The 16,547-nt window shown below is 71.1% G+C and carries 9 protein-coding genes; 6 read left to right on the forward strand and 3 right to left on the reverse strand.

What is annotated here, in order from left to right; genetic code table 11:
- Window positions 1-66: 66 nt before the first annotated feature.
- Entirely contained in the window at window positions 67-1,377 is a 1,311-nt protein-coding gene (locus tag ACYVLT_RS12305; protein ID WP_461120270.1) for an MFS transporter, read from the reverse strand.
- Window positions 1,374-4,361, reverse strand: a complete 2,988-nt coding sequence (locus ACYVLT_RS12310) for an acetyl-CoA carboxylase family protein (RefSeq protein WP_461120271.1) — start codon at window positions 4,359-4,361, stop codon at window positions 1,374-1,376. The genes ACYVLT_RS12305 and ACYVLT_RS12310 overlap by 4 nt, the downstream gene beginning before the upstream one ends.
- A gap of 159 nt (window positions 4,362-4,520) precedes the next feature.
- Between ACYVLT_RS12310 and ACYVLT_RS12315 the strand changes: the two genes are divergently transcribed.
- The 5 genes from ACYVLT_RS12315 (at window position 4,521) to ACYVLT_RS12335 (ending at window position 14,650) form a co-directional block, all read left to right on the forward strand.
- The gene (locus ACYVLT_RS12315) at window positions 4,521-5,318 is read left to right on the forward strand and encodes a sporulation protein (protein ID WP_360456606.1); all 798 of its coding nucleotides are present in this window, start codon (window positions 4,521-4,523) and stop codon (window positions 5,316-5,318) included.
- Window positions 5,319-5,470: 152 nt separating this feature from the next.
- Window positions 5,471-5,743 (forward strand): GlsB/YeaQ/YmgE family stress response membrane protein, encoded by a 273-nt coding sequence (locus ACYVLT_RS12320; protein WP_461120272.1) that lies wholly within the window; start codon window positions 5,471-5,473, stop codon window positions 5,741-5,743.
- A gap of 157 nt (window positions 5,744-5,900) precedes the next feature.
- Window positions 5,901-6,728, forward strand: a complete 828-nt coding sequence (locus ACYVLT_RS12325) for an alpha/beta fold hydrolase (protein ID WP_461120273.1) — start codon at window positions 5,901-5,903, stop codon at window positions 6,726-6,728.
- Window positions 6,715-9,828, forward strand: coding sequence for a hypothetical protein (locus tag ACYVLT_RS12330; protein ID WP_461120274.1), 3,114 nt, complete (start codon window positions 6,715-6,717; stop codon window positions 9,826-9,828). Before ACYVLT_RS12325 ends, ACYVLT_RS12330 begins: the two co-directional genes overlap by 14 nt.
- On the forward strand, window positions 9,818-14,650 hold the full coding sequence (locus ACYVLT_RS12335) for an ATP-binding protein (RefSeq protein ID WP_461120275.1): 4,833 nt from the start codon (window positions 9,818-9,820) through the stop codon (window positions 14,648-14,650). The genes ACYVLT_RS12330 and ACYVLT_RS12335 overlap by 11 nt, the downstream gene beginning before the upstream one ends.
- Before the next feature lie 25 nt (window positions 14,651-14,675).
- Here the strand turns inward: ACYVLT_RS12335 and ACYVLT_RS12340 are convergent, their stop codons facing one another.
- Entirely contained in the window at window positions 14,676-15,224 is a 549-nt protein-coding gene (locus ACYVLT_RS12340) for a TetR/AcrR family transcriptional regulator (protein WP_461120377.1), read from the reverse strand.
- Between the two features lie 164 nt (window positions 15,225-15,388).
- On the opposite strand from ACYVLT_RS12340, the gene ACYVLT_RS12345 reads away from it, so the two are divergent.
- Window positions 15,389-16,534 (forward strand): acyl-CoA dehydrogenase family protein, encoded by a 1,146-nt coding sequence (locus tag ACYVLT_RS12345; protein ID WP_461120276.1) that lies wholly within the window; start codon window positions 15,389-15,391, stop codon window positions 16,532-16,534.
- Window positions 16,535-16,547: the final 13 nt, after the last annotated feature.

Genomic DNA, 16,547 nt, shown 5'->3' on the forward strand with positions numbered 1-16,547 from the left:
GTGCACCGGTCACACGATCCGAAAGTAGTCGTGGTCAGATGGAATAGAATCGACCGTTCGTTTCAATCACAGTTGGTGGGTCTCCCGCAGGGCGAGCACCGACGCCAGCGTCACCACGCCCATGACCAGCAGGAACGCCGACACCGACAGCGAGGTGCCGGTGGTCGCCAGCAACGCCGTCATGATGACCGGGGTGCCGCCGCTGACCAGGATCGACGCCAACTGGTACGCCAGCGACGCGCCCGAGTACCGCACCTGCGGCTCGAACAGCTCCGCCAGGTAGGCCGCCACCGGCCCGTAGACCAGGCTCGACCCGACACCCGACACGGCCAGCGCGACGAAGATCAGCCCCAGCGACGCGGTGTCGATCAGCCAGAAGTACGGGAACGCCCACACGATCATCGCGACCGCGCCCGCCACGATCAGCGGACGCCTGCCGTGCCGGTCCGACCACCGCCCGGCCAGCAGGATCACCGGCACGCTGACCAGCGACGACAGCAGCGTCACCACCAGCACGGAGTTGCGCGCCAACCCCAGCTCACGGGTCGCGTAGTCGAGCACGCCCGCGATGCTCACGTAGAAGACCGCGTTGGAGGCGAACATCAGCCCGGCACCCAGCAGCACCGGCCTGCGGTGCGTCCGCAGCACCTCCCGCAACGGCGCGGCCGGCACGGCGGGACCCTCCGCGCGACGCTGCTTGATCTCCCGGAACACCGGGCTGTCCTCCACCTTCAGCTGGATGAACAGCACCACGGGGAACAGCAGCGCGCTCGCCAGGAACGGCACCCGCCACCCCCACGAGGCGAACTCGGCGGCCGGCACCACCGCGCCCACGACCAGGAACGCCACGTTGCCCAGGATCACCCCCAGCGGCACGCCCGCCTGACCGAACGTCCCGGCGAACCCACGCCGCTGAGGCCCCGCGGTCTCGGTCAGCAGCAGCACGACGCCGCCCCACTGCCCGCCCACCGCGATGCCCTGGAGGAAGCGCAGCAGCACCAGCAGCACCGGCGCCAGCACGCCCAGCGTCGCGCTGGTCGGCAGCAGGCCGATCAGGAACGTCGCCGCGGCCATCAGCGCCAGGCAGGTCACCAGCGCGGGCTTGCGGCCGAACTTGTCGCCGACGTGCCCGAACACCAGCCCGCCGACGGGTCGGGCGACGAACCCGGCCCAGAACGTGCTGAACGACAGCAGCAGCCCGACCAGTGGCGACGCCTCGGGGAAGAACAACTTCGGGAACACCAGCGCCGCGGCGGTCGCGTAGATGAAGAAGTCGTACCACTCAAGGCTGGAGCCGACGAGGCCGGCGGCCATGAGCTTGCGCAGCGTGCGCCGCTCTGGGGGAGCGGTCGTGACCATGTGCTTGTTCCCTTTCACCAGGTGTCCACGAACGGGCGTTTCTTGCCGGTCCGGCCGGCGCCGGGCGCGCCGTCCGGAGCGGTCAGCAGGGTGGTGATCCAGCGCCGGGTGTCCGCCGGGTCGATCACGTCGTCGATCTCGTAGGCCGACGCGACGTTGAGGGCCTTGCCGTGCTCGTAGGCGGCGGAGACCATCGCCTCGAACATCTCCTTGCGCTGCCCGGGGTCGTCGACGGCGTCCAGCTCGCGCCGGTACCCGAGCCGCACCGCGCCTTCCAGCCCCATCGGGCCGAACTCGCCGCTGGGCCACGAGACCGCGAACAGCGGCACCTTCAGGCTGCCCGCCGCCATCGCCTGCGCGCCCAGCCCGTACGCCTTGCGCAGCGCGACGAACCCGAACGGCACGTCGAGGTTCGCGCCGGTCACGAGCATCCGGGTCAGGTGCCGCACGGTCGCGGTGCGCTCGGCGTCCGGCCCGACCATGAACCCCGGCGTGTCGCACAGCGACACCACCGGCAGGTCGAACGCGTCGCACAGCTGGAGGAACCGCGCGGCCTTGTCCGCCGAGTCGGCGTCGATCGCGCCACCGAGGTGGCCGGGGTCGTTCGCGATCAGGCCGAGCGGCCTGCCCTCGACCCGGACCAGCGCGGTGACGATGCCCCGGCCGAACCCCGGGCGCAGCTCCAGCACCGAACCGGTGTCCGCGAGGGTCTCCACCACCGACCGCACGTCGTAGGCGCGGACCCGGTTCTCCGGCACGAGGTGGCGCAGCAGCCGCTGGTCGCCGCACTCCCACGTGTCGGTGCGCGTCCCATCGGCCGGGCCCTGGAAGTACGACAGGTACTTCTTGGCCACCGCGACGGCCTCGGCCTCGTCGGACACGAGCACGTCGATCACGCCGTTGGGCACCTGCACGTCGACCGGCCCGATCTCCTCCGGCCGGAACACGCCGAGCCCGCCGCCCTCGATCATCGCCGGGCCGCCCATGCCGATGGTCGCGTCCCGGGTCGCGATGACCACGTCGCACGTGCCCAGCAGCACGGCGTTGCCGGCGAAGCAGCGGCCGGAGGCGATGCCCACCAGCGGCACGAGCCCGGAGAGCTTGGCGAACAGGTGGAACGCCAGGCAGTCCAGCCCGCTGACGCCGCCGTGGTCGGTGTCGCCCGGCCGGCCGCCGCCGCCCTCGGCGAACAGCACCACCGGCAGCCGCCGCTGCTCGGCCAGGGCGAACATCCGGTCCTTCTTGGCGTGGTTGCGCAGGCCCTGCGTGCCCGCCATGACCGTGTAGTCGTAGGACATCGCGACGACCTGCCGGCCGTTCACCCGGCCGACGCCCGCGACCAGCCCGTCCGCCGGCGTGCGCTCGACCAGCTCGTCCAACGACCGGCGGCGGCGTTGCGCGGCGATGGTCAGCCCGCCGTACTCCACGAACTCGTCGCACAGGTCGGCGATGTTCTCCCGGACCGTGCGCCGACCGGCCGCGTGCCGCTTCGCCTCCGCCCCGGGGCGGGAGAAGTCCTGCCGCGCCAGCGTTTCGGCGAGGTCCGGGCGCACGTCGTCCAGGTCGACCTCGACGGCCTTCTCCTCGACCGCGACGTCCACGTTCTCGGCGAGCAGCGCGCCCTCCGCGACCGTGTCGCCGACCTCGACCAGCACGCGCGCGTCGCCGATCGGCACGACGTGCTGCATCTTCATCGCTTCCACGACGACGGTGCCGGACTCGATGGCCACGACCGTTCCCTGCACCGGAGCGCGCGCTCCGGTGTCCTCACGCGGCAGTGAGTCCACCAGACCCGTGTGCGCCTTCAGGACGTCCGGGTGGTCCAAGAGTCCGCGCAGGAAGCCGATGTTCGTCCTGGCACCGTCCACAGTGAACTCGTCCAGCGCACGGCGGGCGCGGCGCAGCGCGGTGTCCAGGTCGTCGGCGTGCACCACGACCTTGGCCAGCAGCGGGTCGAAGCCGAGGCCCGCCCGGTAACCGACCGACGCGTGCGTGTCGACCCGCACGCCCGGTCCGGTCGGCGGGACGAACGCCGACAACCGTCCCGTCGAGGTGAGGCTCACTCGCAGTTGCAGCGCGCTGCCGCGTGGCGTGTGCGTCAGGTCCGGCTCGACCTCGGCCGCCAGCAGCAGTTGGGCGCGCACCAGGTCCAGCCCGGTGACCTGCTCGGTGACGGTGTGCTCGACCTGGAGCCGCGGGTTGGCCTCCAGGAACGCGAACCGGCCGTCCGGCGCGACCAGGAACTCCACCGTGCCCAGGCCGGTGTACCGGACGGCCCGCGCGATCGTGGCCGCCGCCTCGTGCAGCGCGGACCGCAGGTCGGGGGACAGGTCGGGCGCGGGCGCGACCTCGACCAGCTTCTGGTGCCGGACCTGCAACGAGCAGTCCCGGTCGCCGAGCACCGTGGTGCCGACCAGCTGCACCTCGACGTGCCTGGCCGGTTCGAGCAGCTCCTCCACGAACACGGTGTCGTCGCCGAACGCGGCCAGCGCCTCCGCCCGGCACCGCTGCACCGCGGCGGCCAGGTCGGCGAGCCGCCGCACCACCCGCACGCCCTTGCCGCCGCCACCGGCCACGGCCTTGACCACCACCGCGCCGTGCGCGCGGAAGAAGTCCTCGAACCCGTCCCCGGCGCCCGCGAGCACCGGCACGCCCACCTCGGCGGCCAGGGCGCGGGCCCGGCTCTTGTCGCCGAGCAGTTCCAGCACCTCCGGCGGTGGTCCGACGAAGGTCAACCCGGCCTCGGCGCAGCGGCGGGCGAACGTGGCGTTCTCCGCCAGGAACCCGTAGCCGGGGTGCACCAGGTCGCACCCGTCCGCGGCCGCGAGCACGGCGTCCACGTCCAGGTAGGAGCCTTGCAACCGGACCGCGCGGTCGGCGAACCGGCCGTGCGCGTCGTCGGAGTCGGTGACCAGGGCGACGGTCCGCCAGCCGAGGTCGGCGGCGGCGCGCAGCACCCGGACGGCGATCTCCCCGCGGTTGGCGACGAGCAGCGTGGGCACGTGAACCTCCTGAGCGACCGCTTAGTATGTGACCGCGGTCGCATAGTGGCACCCGGGCTTAGCGTTCGTCCAGAGGGAACCGATGGACACGTCGAGGCGTCCTTGGGACAAACCCGGTTCAAAGGGCGTGACCGGAGAAGCAGGCCAGGAGGCACCACCGTGGTTTTCAAGAGGATGTTGCGCGCGTTCGGGGTCGGCGGTCCGTCGGTGGACACCGTGCTGACCAACCCGAACACCCGGCCGGGCGAGCTGATCACCGGCGAGGTGCGCATCGCGGGCGGCGAGCACGCCGCCGACATCGACGAGGTCAAGCTCTCGCTGGTCACCCGGGTCGAGGTGGAGAGCGGTGACAACGAGCACAACCGCAACGTCGAGTTCGCGCGGGTCGTGGTCGGTCAGCGGATCACCGTCGCGCCGGGGCAGAACCTGGTGCTGCCGTTCCAGTTCCCGGTGCCGCTGGAGACGCCGCTGACCGTCGTGCACGGCCAGCACCTGCACGGCATGACGATGGGCCTGCGCACGGAGCTGGAGGTGCGCGGCGCGGTCGACCCCGGCGACCTCGACCCGGTGGCCGTGCACCCGATCCGCTCCCAGGAGCACGTCCTCAACGCGTTCGGCGCGATCGGGTTCCGCTTCCAGCGGGCCGACAACGAGTCGGGGCGCATCCACGGCGTGCCGCAGCAGCTGCCGTTCTACCAGGAGATCGAGTTCCTGCCGCCGGCGCAGTTCCTGGCCAAGGTCAGCCAGCTGGAGCTGACCTTCGTGACCGACCCGCACCGGCTGTACGTGGTGCTGGAGGCGGACCGCCGCGGCGGGATGTTCCGGGCCGGCGGCGACTCGTTCGGCCACTTCGCCATGTCCCACGATGAGGTGATCCGCACGGACTGGGCGGCGCTGCTGCACCAGTGGATGGATCAGGTCGCGGGCAGGCGATCTTCCCGCGGTTTCGGCCACTAGGGAGCCGCCGCGGCGGTCGCCACGGAGGGGTAATCGAGGGCAAACCGAGTCGTTGCTGGAGCTGCGGGCGGCGTGATCGGTGCGATGATGATGCGCGAGGCCCTCGACGGATCGGGGACTTCTTCGAAGGCGACTAACCCGCAGGAGGCATCGTGGGCATCGGCGGTGTGATCAGCGCTCTGATCGTGGGTCTCATCATCGGTTTGCTGGGCAAGCTCGTGGCGCCGGGCAAGCAGGCCATCCCCATCTGGCTGACGCTCATCGTCGGCATCGTGGCGGCGTTCCTGGGCACGTTCGTCGCCCGGGCTCTCGGCGTGGAGGACACGCCCGGCATCGACTGGATCGAGATCATCGTGCAGGTGATCATCGCCGCCATCGGCGTCAGTCTCGTCGCGGGTTTCTACGGCAAGAAATCCGTGCGCTAGGTCCGACCCGACGAGCAGGGCCTGCCGGACGTTCCGGCAGGCCCTGCTCGCTGTCCAGGAGTTTCAGCGTTAGACCATCCGGGTGGGGCGAGGTAACGGAGGGTGTTCAGTCTCCGAAGGTGTCCATAATTGAGGTGACACCTGATCGGAGTTCGTAGTGACAGATGTGGTCGGCGTGCACGGCGTGGGTTGGCAGTTCGAGAGCCGGGCGAAGATGATCGACCTCTGGCGCAGCCACATCGCGGCCGGGCTGCACAACGAGCGCAGCCCCAAGCACGACGTGTTCACCTTCGAGGCGGCCTACTACGGCCACCTCTACACCGCGGTCACCGGGCGGAAGGGCACCTCGTCCGACTCGAAGGACCTCGACAAGTTCGAGACGTCGTTCCTGCTCGAACTGGCCGGTGATCCGCTGGCCGATCCGGTCGATCCGGCGGACGGCAGGAAGGCGTACCTGCCCGGCGGGGTGCAGTGGGCGCTGCGGGTGGTGGAGTCGACGGACTACTTCGCCGGGCTCGGCCACCTCGCGATCCGCCGGTTCGTCAAGCAGGTCGGCCGCTACTTCGCCGATGTCGAGCTGCACCTGGGTGCCCGTGCCGAGGTCCTGAACGCGCTCAAGACCGGCCCGTCGGTGGTGGTCGCGCACTCGCTGGGCAGCGTGATCGCCTACGACGTGCTGCGGGACGAGCCGGGCATCGAGGTCGACACGCTGGTCACGGTCGGTTCACCGCTGGGGTTGCGCGCCGTGCGCGAGCGGCTCGGCACCTCGGCCGACGCCGAGGCCAACCGGCTGCCGAACGTGCGGCGGTGGGTCAACGTCGCGGCCACCGAGGACGCCGTGGCGATGGTCAAGGAGCTCAAGCCGTTCTACGGCGCGGACGTCGTGGACAAGCAGGTCCACAACTCCCGGATGAAGGCCCACCTGGCGGTGCGCTACCTCGCCGCGGTCCACACCAGTCAGGCGATCGCGGATGCCATCGCCTGACCGCGTCTTCTTCCTGGCCGGGGTCGGCACCTACAACGACAGCAAGCACAACCTCCCGCTGGTGCCCCAAGAACTACGGGAGATGCGGGAGCTGCTGACGTTCCTCGGCTTCCAGGACGGTGCGCCGCACCTGGCCGACCAGCCCGACATCGACCCGCACGACCTCAAGGACGCCCTGTACGAGTGGGTCCGCCAGCGGGTGGCGGAGCAGGAGCAGGTCGGCGGCGAGCTCCGGGAGCCGCCGTTGGTGTTCATCTACGTCACCGGCCACGGCTACCAGCCGGAGGAGTCGCCGACCGAGTGGTTCCTCACCGGTCGCGAGTACGACCCGGACACGCACAGCGGATTGTTGCGGTCGGGCGACCTGATCCGGCCGTTCCTCAAGAAAGCGGGGATCGTCGGCGAAGTCATGCTGGTGCTCGACTCGTGCATGGGCGAAGGGGGTGCCGTCGATGCGATGGACCAGGTCCACAACGAGTGGGAGAGCGTCGCGGGGAGCCTGCGGCTGTGGATCGTGTCGTCGTCGTACGGCAGCCAGCTCGCCGGTCAGATGAGCTTCGTGCGGGCGTTCCGCCAGGCGGTCTCGACCGGGGGCCGCAACCGGGAGAACCTGCCGGTGAAGGAGCTGTGCGGCCGGATCAACCAGTCGTTACCGGACGAGCAGCGGGCCACCGCGCTGTCCACGTCCAGGGCGAGCGCCGGGCAGGTGCTGCCCAACCCGTCCCACATGCCGCAGCAGCCGCCGGACTGGCTGACCGGCGAGTGGCACGGGTGGAGCGCGGTAGCGCGCGGTGTGCCCTCCGCGGACCTTCCCGGGTGGTTCTTCACCGGGCGCGGTGACGTCCTGGTCGACCTGGTCGCGGTGCTCGACCCCGAGGAGGTCCGCCCGGCGCCGCACCTCGTGGTCGGTGGGATGGGCTCGGGCAAGTCGGCCCTGCTGGGCAGGCTGGTGCTGGCCGGGATGCCGGGCAGCGCGATGCCGCCCATCGCCCGCCACGGCCACCTGCCCCCGCCCGGCGCCGTGCGGGCCGCGTTGCGGATCCAGGAGACGTGGTCGGTCGAGGACATCGCGACCCGCCTGGCGGAACAGCTCGACGTCGAGGCGGGCACCCCCGCCCAGCTGGTCGACGCGCTCGCCGGGCGTCGCGGGCCGATCGGGATCGTGCTGGACGACATCGACCGCTGCGAGCAGCCCGACGTGCTGGCCACAGCGCTCATCGCGCCACTCGTCGCGACCGGCGTGGTCCGGTTGATCATGAGCGCCCGCCGGCCGGTCGAGCCGGCCCGGGTCCGAGTGGTCGACCTCGACCTCAAGCACCCGGCCGGCGCCCAGGAGTTGGCGGACTACCTGGTGTTCAGGGCCACGAGGACGGTGAACGCCCCCCTCGCCAACCACGAGGACGTGGTGCGGAGCTTGGCCCGTTGGGCCGCGCCGATGTGCGCCTCGAACTTCCGCATCGCCGTGTTGATCGCCAACGACCTGCTCAGCGTGCAGACCCACCGGCGGTGGTTGAGCGAATCGAGGGCGGAGTGGCAGGAGCGGGTCGGCGAGCTGGTCTTCGGCCTGTTCCGGCAGGTGGTGCAGGACGCCGTCCCGGAGGTCTCGGCCCTCTTCCCGCCGCTGCGGCTGTACGGCGGCGAATGGTTGCCCGAGCCGGTGTGGATCGACCTGGCCGCCGTGTCGGGCGTGTACCGGCACACGCCGGCGGAAATCGAAGCGGTGGCGGCGGCCGCCGGGTCGCTGCTGGACCGCAAGGTCGTCGACGACAGGAGGTTGTGGCGCCTGCGAGTGCCGCCGCCCTCGCTGAAGGGGTCGGTGAAGGACGTGACGGACCTGCTGCTCGCCGTCGTGCCCGCGGAGGGCGGGCGGAGGCAGTGGTCGGCGGTGCACTCGGACCTGGTGCGCGTGCTGGTGCAGCGGGCGTCGTTGGATACCGACACCCTGGGGACGGTGCTGGCCGACCAGGAACTGCTCGTCAACGCCCGTCCGGCGCCGATCGCGGGCGACCCGGGCAGGGAGAGCGCCGCGAGGCAGCGTGTCGACAAGCAGAGCGAGGAAACGAAGGCCCTGCTGGAGGTCTGGCACTCGCTGCACGCCAACGCCATGACCGCCGAGGCCAAGCGCGTGCTGCTGGCCCTGCTGGTCGGGTGGCGCGAGCTGAAGGTCAAGCGGGTGGAGGTGGGCAGGCCGCTCGCCCGGGTCGACTGGGCGATCAGGACCGATGTGGACCCGGAGCCGAAGCTCGGCGCGATCGTCCACCTCGCGGTGCGCCACCGCACCGCGGTCACCGGCCACGACGACGGCTCCGCCACGCTGTGGTCGTTGTCCCCGCACGGGGGCGCGGTGCGGGTCGCGGTGAACGAGGGCGAGCACCTGGTGAGCGCGCTCGCGGTGGCCCCGGCGGAGGAACCGCTGGCCGTGGTGGCACGGCGCGGCGGGCGGGTCACCGTCCTCGCCGCCGACGGGTACGAGCTGCCGCCGGTCAAGGAGGGTGCCATCGAGTCGATGGCCTTCGCCGACGCGACCACCGTCGCGTTCACCCACCGGGCGAGCCTGTCGTACCTCGACGTCGACTCCGGGGAGAAGCGGCGGGCCTGGGCTCCCGTGACGTTGAAATTGGACCGCGTCACGGTCGGCACGCCCGATCGGCCCGCGCTGGTGATCGGCACCCGCAGCGGGGACGTGCTCGTGCGCGACCACGCCCGCCAGACGGTGACCGGTGTGTTGCACCGGGGTGACGAGGGGATCACCCAGCTGGCCACCTCGCCCGGTGGCGACACCGTGGCGGTGGTGGGCGCGGGCGGCTCGCTGACCGTGCACCGGCTGTCCACGCACGAGCAGGTGGCCCGGCTGGCGATCGGCCACCCGGCCCGGATCGCGGTCAGCGACCGCTGGCTGCTCGTCGCGGAGGGTGGCAGGCGGCCGAGCCTGGTCGTGCACGACTTGAGCGACAAGGCGGCACGGGTGATGGAGCTCGCGCTGCCCACCGAACTGACCGGGGTCGGGTTCCTGGACGACGGCACGGCGCTGCTCGCCGCGTCCGAGGGCCTGGCCCACCTCACCCTCGACCGCGCCCCCGGAGGTGCCGATGAAGGCTGACGAGCGCGGTGTCGAGCGGAACACGCTGGTGATGACGCTGGCGGCGGTGCGCCGGGCGATCGCCGCGAACGACGACGACCTGCTGGTGGCCTCGACCTCCCGGCTGGTGGGCTGGGTGGCCGAGCACTCCGTCGAGGGTCTGCTCCCGCCGGGCTGGCTGGCGGAGCTGCCGGACGGCCGGAGGCTGGGCGATGGCCTGCTCGACGTCGCGACGACGCCGGAGAGCCCGATCGACCAGACCTCGTTATCGGTGGTCGGACAAGCCTCCGAGCTGGTGGAGCAACTGTTCACGCAGTGGAGCGCCGACCGCTCGACCACCGGGACGTGCCTACCGGTGGGCGTCACCGAGTCGGCTTCGGGGCAGCTGCTGTCCTTGGGCGTGGACCTCGCGGTCACCGGCGAGCCGAAGGCCACCGCGCCCGGGTTCGGGGCGAAGACGGCCGCAGCGGTCGAGGCGGCCCGGGCCGCGGTGGCCGACCTGCAGGAGCTGCTCGGGCACAGCGCGGAGGTCGGCGTGCGGCTGACCCTGACGGGCGACCCGTTCGGCGCGGACCTGGACGACGAGCGGCTCGCGCTCCCCGTCGCGCTGGGCGCGTTGGCGGATCTCCTGCCGTGGAGCGGGTCCCGCGTCGAGCCGGTCGCCGCCGGCGCGCTGGTCGACGACGCGTTCGCGCCGCTGCCGGACGAGGAGGTGAAGCGCCATCGCGAGGTGGCGACCGACCTCGGGCGGGACCTGCTCGTGCCGACGGCGGGCGGCTGGCAGCTGTGGCACGCCGGGCAGGACGAACCTGCGGTGTTCCCGACCGGGGATCGCAGCCTGGAGGCAGCGGCGGGCGTGCTGTGGGGGCAGCAGTGGGCCGACTGGGCCGCCAAGCGCCGCGTCAAGGTGCTCGAACGCCTGCGCTTCACCCTGGTGGACCTCGACGCGGAAGACCTCAACCAGGCCGTCCCGGATACCAGGATCGAGCAGGTCGACCACATCGAGTCGATCTTCAAGACCCGGCCGAACGCCACCGTCATGCTCGGCGGCCCCACCAGCACCGGCAAGTCCACCATCATCCGGATGGTGGCGAAATCGTTGCGCGCCAAGGGCTGGAAGGTCGTCGCGGTGTCGCCGACCAGCGGCAGGCTGCCCGACGAGGACCTCGTCCTGCAGGTCGCGCGGACCGCTTTGCTCGGCGGCGACGCGGAGCGCCGAATGCTGGTGCTGGAGAACATCATCCCGGTGGGCGACACGCAGGACGCCGACGTGGACAACCTGTTGCGCGACGTGAGCCGACGCCTGACCATCGGGGTGGTCGCGGCGCTGCAGTACGAGAACCGCGCGGCGACCTGGCGGACCGACGAGACCTCGGTGACGCACGCGGTCGTGGGGCAACCCCGCACGTTGAAGTTCGCCCAGCAGCTGATCGACCAGAACAAGGAGCTCCTGGGTGGCGCCCGACCGCACCTCGCCGACCTCGTCCGCAAGTACCACCGCGACCTGCGCAGGCTGACCAACGCCATGCGCACCGCGGCGCAGGCCGGTCCGGGCCGCCCGGCGGTAAACGACCTCGACACCACGATCGGGGACCTCGGCAAGAACGAGCGCGATGCGCTGCGCAAGCTCGCCGCGGTGTCCCTGTTGAACAACGAGGTGCCGCCCGACAACCTGTGGCCGCTGGACAAGCGGGAGGACGTGCTGAGCGCTGTGGGCGCGGTGCGCTCCACCCGGCGCAAGGGGTGGCGGTTGGCGAGCCCCGACCTGTGCCGGGACATCCTCGCCTACGACCTGGACCGGCGTGGCGGCCGCGATCGGCCCGACGACGACGCGATCCGCGCCGTGGTCGTCGACGAGGTGAGCCTGGAACTCGAACACGTGATGCGGCAGCAGCCCCACCACGTCGTCACGTTCCTCAGGTGCTGCCGCCACGCTGACGAGACGGCGTGCCGCAAGCTGATGGAGGAGAACAGGTTCAAGGAGAACTTCGGCACGTGGCTGGAGCAGGTGTCGGTGTCGGCGATGGCCGAGTTGGTGCTGGTCGGCGACCGGATGCTGCCGAGCACCCTGTACCACAAGCTGGCGGTGAAGCTGGCCAACCGGTGCGGTGAGCTGCCCGGGACCAGCGTCGGCGACATGCAGCTCGTGCTCCGCGCGCTGTGGCGCGTCCGCACGGACGTGGAGGCGGAGCTGAGCGACAGCCTCGAAGGCCTGATCACGGAGCTGGGCCGGTTGTTCGACTCCGTGGAGGAGCGGCGCGGGCGGGGCGCGCACCGGCTGCTGGACGCGTTGCTGCGGTTCGACTACCCGGGGTTCGACAGCCTGGTGGCCGAGCGCGGGCTGGCCGTGCTGCAAGGTCTCAACCCGAACGTCGTCCAGGACTACGGCACCGCGCTCCGGGTCGACCGGTTGGTGAAGAGAGCGGGTCGGCGGGCGGAGATCACCGTGGACTTCACCGCCGAGGAGCCGTCCGTGCGCAAGCTCCTCGACCACCGCGTGCCCGCCCGCCGCGGCCTGCCGCTCATCCTGGCCTGGCTGACGCTCAAGCTCGGGCTGGAGCCCATCCAGGACTGGGACGCCTGGCTGCGCGAGCACAGCCAGGACATCGCGAGCTCGCTGCATCACACCGACGTGCAGGAGTTGCGCTACGCCATCGCCGACCTACACGCGGCGGAACCCGCGTTCTGCATCAGGCTGCTCAACTCCGTGCAACACCTCAGCGCCGGCCTGTGCACGCTCATCAGCAAGAACGCGCTGGCGATGGAGGCGGCGCTGCTGCTCCAGACGCTCACCAACCGCCACGCCAAGCTGGCGTTCGACGTGCTCTACCAGGGCGGCGCCAACCGGAACGGGTACGGCAGCGCCACGCCGCGCACGACGCTGGCGCGGGAACTGGCGGCCGTGATCGAGGAGACCGGGGACAACAAGGGCGCGGGGATGCTGCTGGCCGCCGCGTACCAGCTCGACGACTGGAAGGGCAACCCCGCCACGGGCTTCGCGCACGAGCTGGCCGAGCAGCTCGGCGAGCAGTGGTTCCTCCACCAGGTCGAGCACGACGTGCGGCCGTCGGTGATCAGCCACCTGATCAAGGGCATGTGGCAGGCGCGCACCACGTTCGCCGAGCGCGTGCTCGACGCCGCGGTCAAGTCGGTGGCCAACTCCATCCGCACCACCCTCCGGCCGTGGGGACCGCAGCTGGCCTTGATCATCGCCGAGGACCCGGAGGTGGCCCACGAATTCCTCGACAGCCTGCGGGCCGAGGTGCCCGACACCCGGATCGTGGAGGGGATGTTCAAGGCGGGCTCGACCGACGCCAGGACCTTCTTCCACCGCTTGGGGCGGATCCTGTACCCCACGGCGGCGCAGGACTACCTCAGGAAGTACCGCGAGGACGGGGTGACGCTGCGCGGCTCGATCAACTCGGCGCTCAACCACGTCCTGGAGGTCAGCCGGACCGTGGCGGCGGCCGTCTCGGACGAGACTTCCAGCGCCGTGTTCAAGTCGGCGCGGGACGCCGGCGGCAAGAGCAAGTTCATCGCCCAGGTGAAGGCGGTCATGACGCCCAGCGAGCTGGCCGAGTCGATCCGGCTGATGATGCGGCTCGACCCGGATTTCACGGCCGGCGTGGTCGACATGCTCGCCTTGAAGACCGGGTCCTACCGCGGCGGGGGCGAGCGCAACGTGCTCACCGACCGGATGCGGTACGGGCTGAGCGAGGACTACCTCGGCGTGGCCAACCTCATGGAAGCCGCCGAGCAGGCGAGCGAGGGCATGGGCAAGTGGTTGCTGGCCTCCGCGCTGCGCGAGCAGCGCACCTGGCGGTGGTTCACCAACGAGGTCCAGAACCTGCAGAACCCCACCCAGCAGTGGACCGTGGCCCGGCACCTGCACGCGGTCGGCCTGAGGTACGGCACGCCGCAGACCGCCTGGATGGAGAAGGCATTCGACCTCCGGCTGAAGTCGATGCCCTCGTTGCGCGGACCGCGGTTCGTGACCGAGGTGCTGCGGATGCTGCGCTTGTGGGACGAGGACTGGGCACGGCGGGCCGCCGAACGCGTCGACACCGAGCGGATCGCCGCCCGGCTCAAGCACATGCTCCCAACCGACCTCAGGGCCCTGCCAGGGCTGCTGACCATGTTGGTGGCCTGTGACGCCGAGCACATGACCGACCCGATCGTCGAGGTCGTCGAGGACGCGGACCCCGACCGACTCGTGCACCGCCTCGACCTCAACGCGGCGCCCCGCCTGGTGCTGTGGCTGCAACGCCACGGCTACGAGCACGCCGACATCGCCTCCGCCTTGGCGCGGGTGATCGGCACGGCGGTCAAGCGGTTCCCGGTCCGGGACGAGGCCGAGCACTGGGTCCGGGTCGGGTGGGCCGCCGCGGCGGTGCGCCGGGTGGGTGCCACCAGTGAGATTCCGAAGGTCGAGCCGCCGGTGGAGACCAACCGCGTGTTCGCGGCGCAGGTCTCCTGGGGCATGACGTGCCTGCCCTCCCAGGAGTGGACCAGGGAGCAGCTCGAGCTGTCGCTCGACAAGCTGGCGGCGAAGGTGCCGACCTCGCCGAGCGAGGCGTTCTACACGCTGGCGGCGGCGTCCGCGGCCAACCGCACCCAGGAGTTCGTCGCCGAGCGCGACTGGTCCGTGCTGGCCCGGATGACCATCGGTCAGCTGGACGAGTTGCAGTGGATCGGCGGTCGCGACCCGCTCGTCGCGGCGCTGCTGCGCCGGCACGGCGACGCGGTCACCGAGCGCATCCAGCTGATGACCACGTCGTTCGACGACCGCGCCGAGGGAGTGGAGGAGTGGTTCTCGGGCCGGGACCTCGACGACCTGGGCTGACCGCCGGGCGGGGCGGTCAGGACGGTCAGCCGTGGCCGGCGCCGACCATGCGCAGCACCAGGTCGGCGTAGAGGTCGCCGATCTCCGCGGGCGTGCGGCGACCTCCCGGCTGGTACCAGCGGGCCACGTCGATGCACAGCGACAGCACCGCCAGGGCCGCCCCGCGCACGTCCGGCACGTCGAACGCGCCCGCCGCGACACCGGCCTCGACCATCCCGCGCACCGCGGCCTCGATCCGCCTGCGCAGCTCCACCACGTCGGCCAGGTGCTCGGGCGTCAGCGCGCTCAGCTCGTACTGCACGACCCGCGCGGTCGTGTGGTACTCGGCGTGCCACGACGCGAACGCCCGCACCGCCGCCGCCAACCGCCGCGTCGGGTCCACCTCGGACACACCCGTCAGCACCGACAGGGAGGTCGCGTGCCCGATGCGCGAGATCTGGAACAGCAGTTCCTCTTTGGACCGGTAGTGGATGTAGACCGCGGCGGGCGACATGCCGGCCTGCGCCGCGATGTCACGGGTGGTGGTCGCGTGGTAGCCGCGCACCGAGAACGCGGCGGCGGCGGCGATCAGCATCCGACGGGCGGCCGGGGGCGTGACCTCGGACCACGTCTCATCCAGGAGCGCGAACTCCCCACGGGTGGTTCTCACATCCGCCCTCCTTGACACGAGCCCGAACGATACCTCAGGCTAAGCACACGCTTAGACCTAAGCAACCGCTTAGTATGGAGGACCCGAGAGTGCGCCGCACGCTGTTCGAACCCGACCACGAAGCGTTCCGCGAGACCGCGCGGGCGTTCTGCGACCGCACCCTCCGCCCGAACTACGAGCGGTTCGTCGAGCAGCGCCACATCGACCGCGACGTGTGGCTGGAAGCCGGCAAGCAGGGCCTGCTCGGCCTGGAGGTCCCCGAGGAGCACGGCGGCAGCGGCGCGAACGACTACCGGTTCAACGCCGTGCTCGGCGAGGAGCTGTCCAAGGTCAGCGCCGGCATGTCCTCCTGCCTGGGCATCCACGGCGACGTCGTCGCCCCCTACCTGGTCGACCTGTGCACCGAGGAGCAGAAGCAGCGCTGGCTGCCCCGGTTCTGCTCGGGCGAGATGACGACCGGCATCGGCATGACCGAGCCCTCCGGCGGCTCCGACCTCGCGGCGCTCAAGAGCAACGCGGTCCGCGACGGCGACGACTGGATCCTCAACGGCTCGAAGACGTTCATCACCAACGGCTTCTCCGCCGACATGATCGTGGTCGCCGCCCGCACCAGCCCGGAGAAGAAGGCCAGGGGCATCACCCTGTTCGCGGTCGAGACCGGCATGAAGGGCTTCGAGCGCGGCCGCAAGCTGGACAAGGTCGGCCAGCCCGAGTCCGACACCGCCGAGCTGTTCTTCGACCACGTGCGCGTCCCGTCCGAGAACGTCATCGGCGAGGTCGACCAGGGCTTCATCTACATGATGGAACGCCTCCCGCAGGAACGCCTCGGCGGCGCGATCTCCAACCTGGCCCACGCCAAGCAGATCCTGCTGGAGACCATCGAGTACGCCAAGGAGCGCAAGGCGTTCGGCCAGGCGATCGGCTCGTTCCAGCACAACAAGTTCACCCTCGCCGAGCTGGTCACCAAGATCGACGTGACGCAGGCGTTCCTGGACCAGTGCACCGACGCGCACACGCGGCGCGAGCTGACCGCCGTGGACGCGGCGAAGGCGAAGTACTGGAGCGCGGACGTGCAGAACGACGTGATCGACGCGTGCGTGCAGCTGCACGGCGGCTACGGCTACATGACCGAGTACCGCGTGGCGCGAGCCTGGATGGACGCCCGCGTGACCCGGATCTGGGCCGGCTCCAACGAGATCATGAAGGAACTCATCGGCCGCGACCTCGGCCTCTAGGACAGGTAAGGAG

The sequence above is a fragment of the Saccharothrix stipae genome (genome assembly GCF_054781895.1).

Bases quoted from the DNA above. Each gene is read 5' to 3' on its own strand.
- ACYVLT_RS12340 (WP_461120377.1), bottom strand. From the start codon at position 15,224: ATGCTGATCGCCGCCGCCGCCGCGTTCTCGGTGCGCGGCTACCACGCG.
- ACYVLT_RS12335 (WP_461120275.1), top strand. From the start codon at position 9,818: ATGAAGGCTGACGAGCGCGGTGTCGAGCGGAACACGCTGGTGATGACG.
- ACYVLT_RS12330 (WP_461120274.1), top strand. From the start codon at position 6,715: ATGCCATCGCCTGACCGCGTCTTCTTCCTGGCCGGGGTCGGCACCTAC.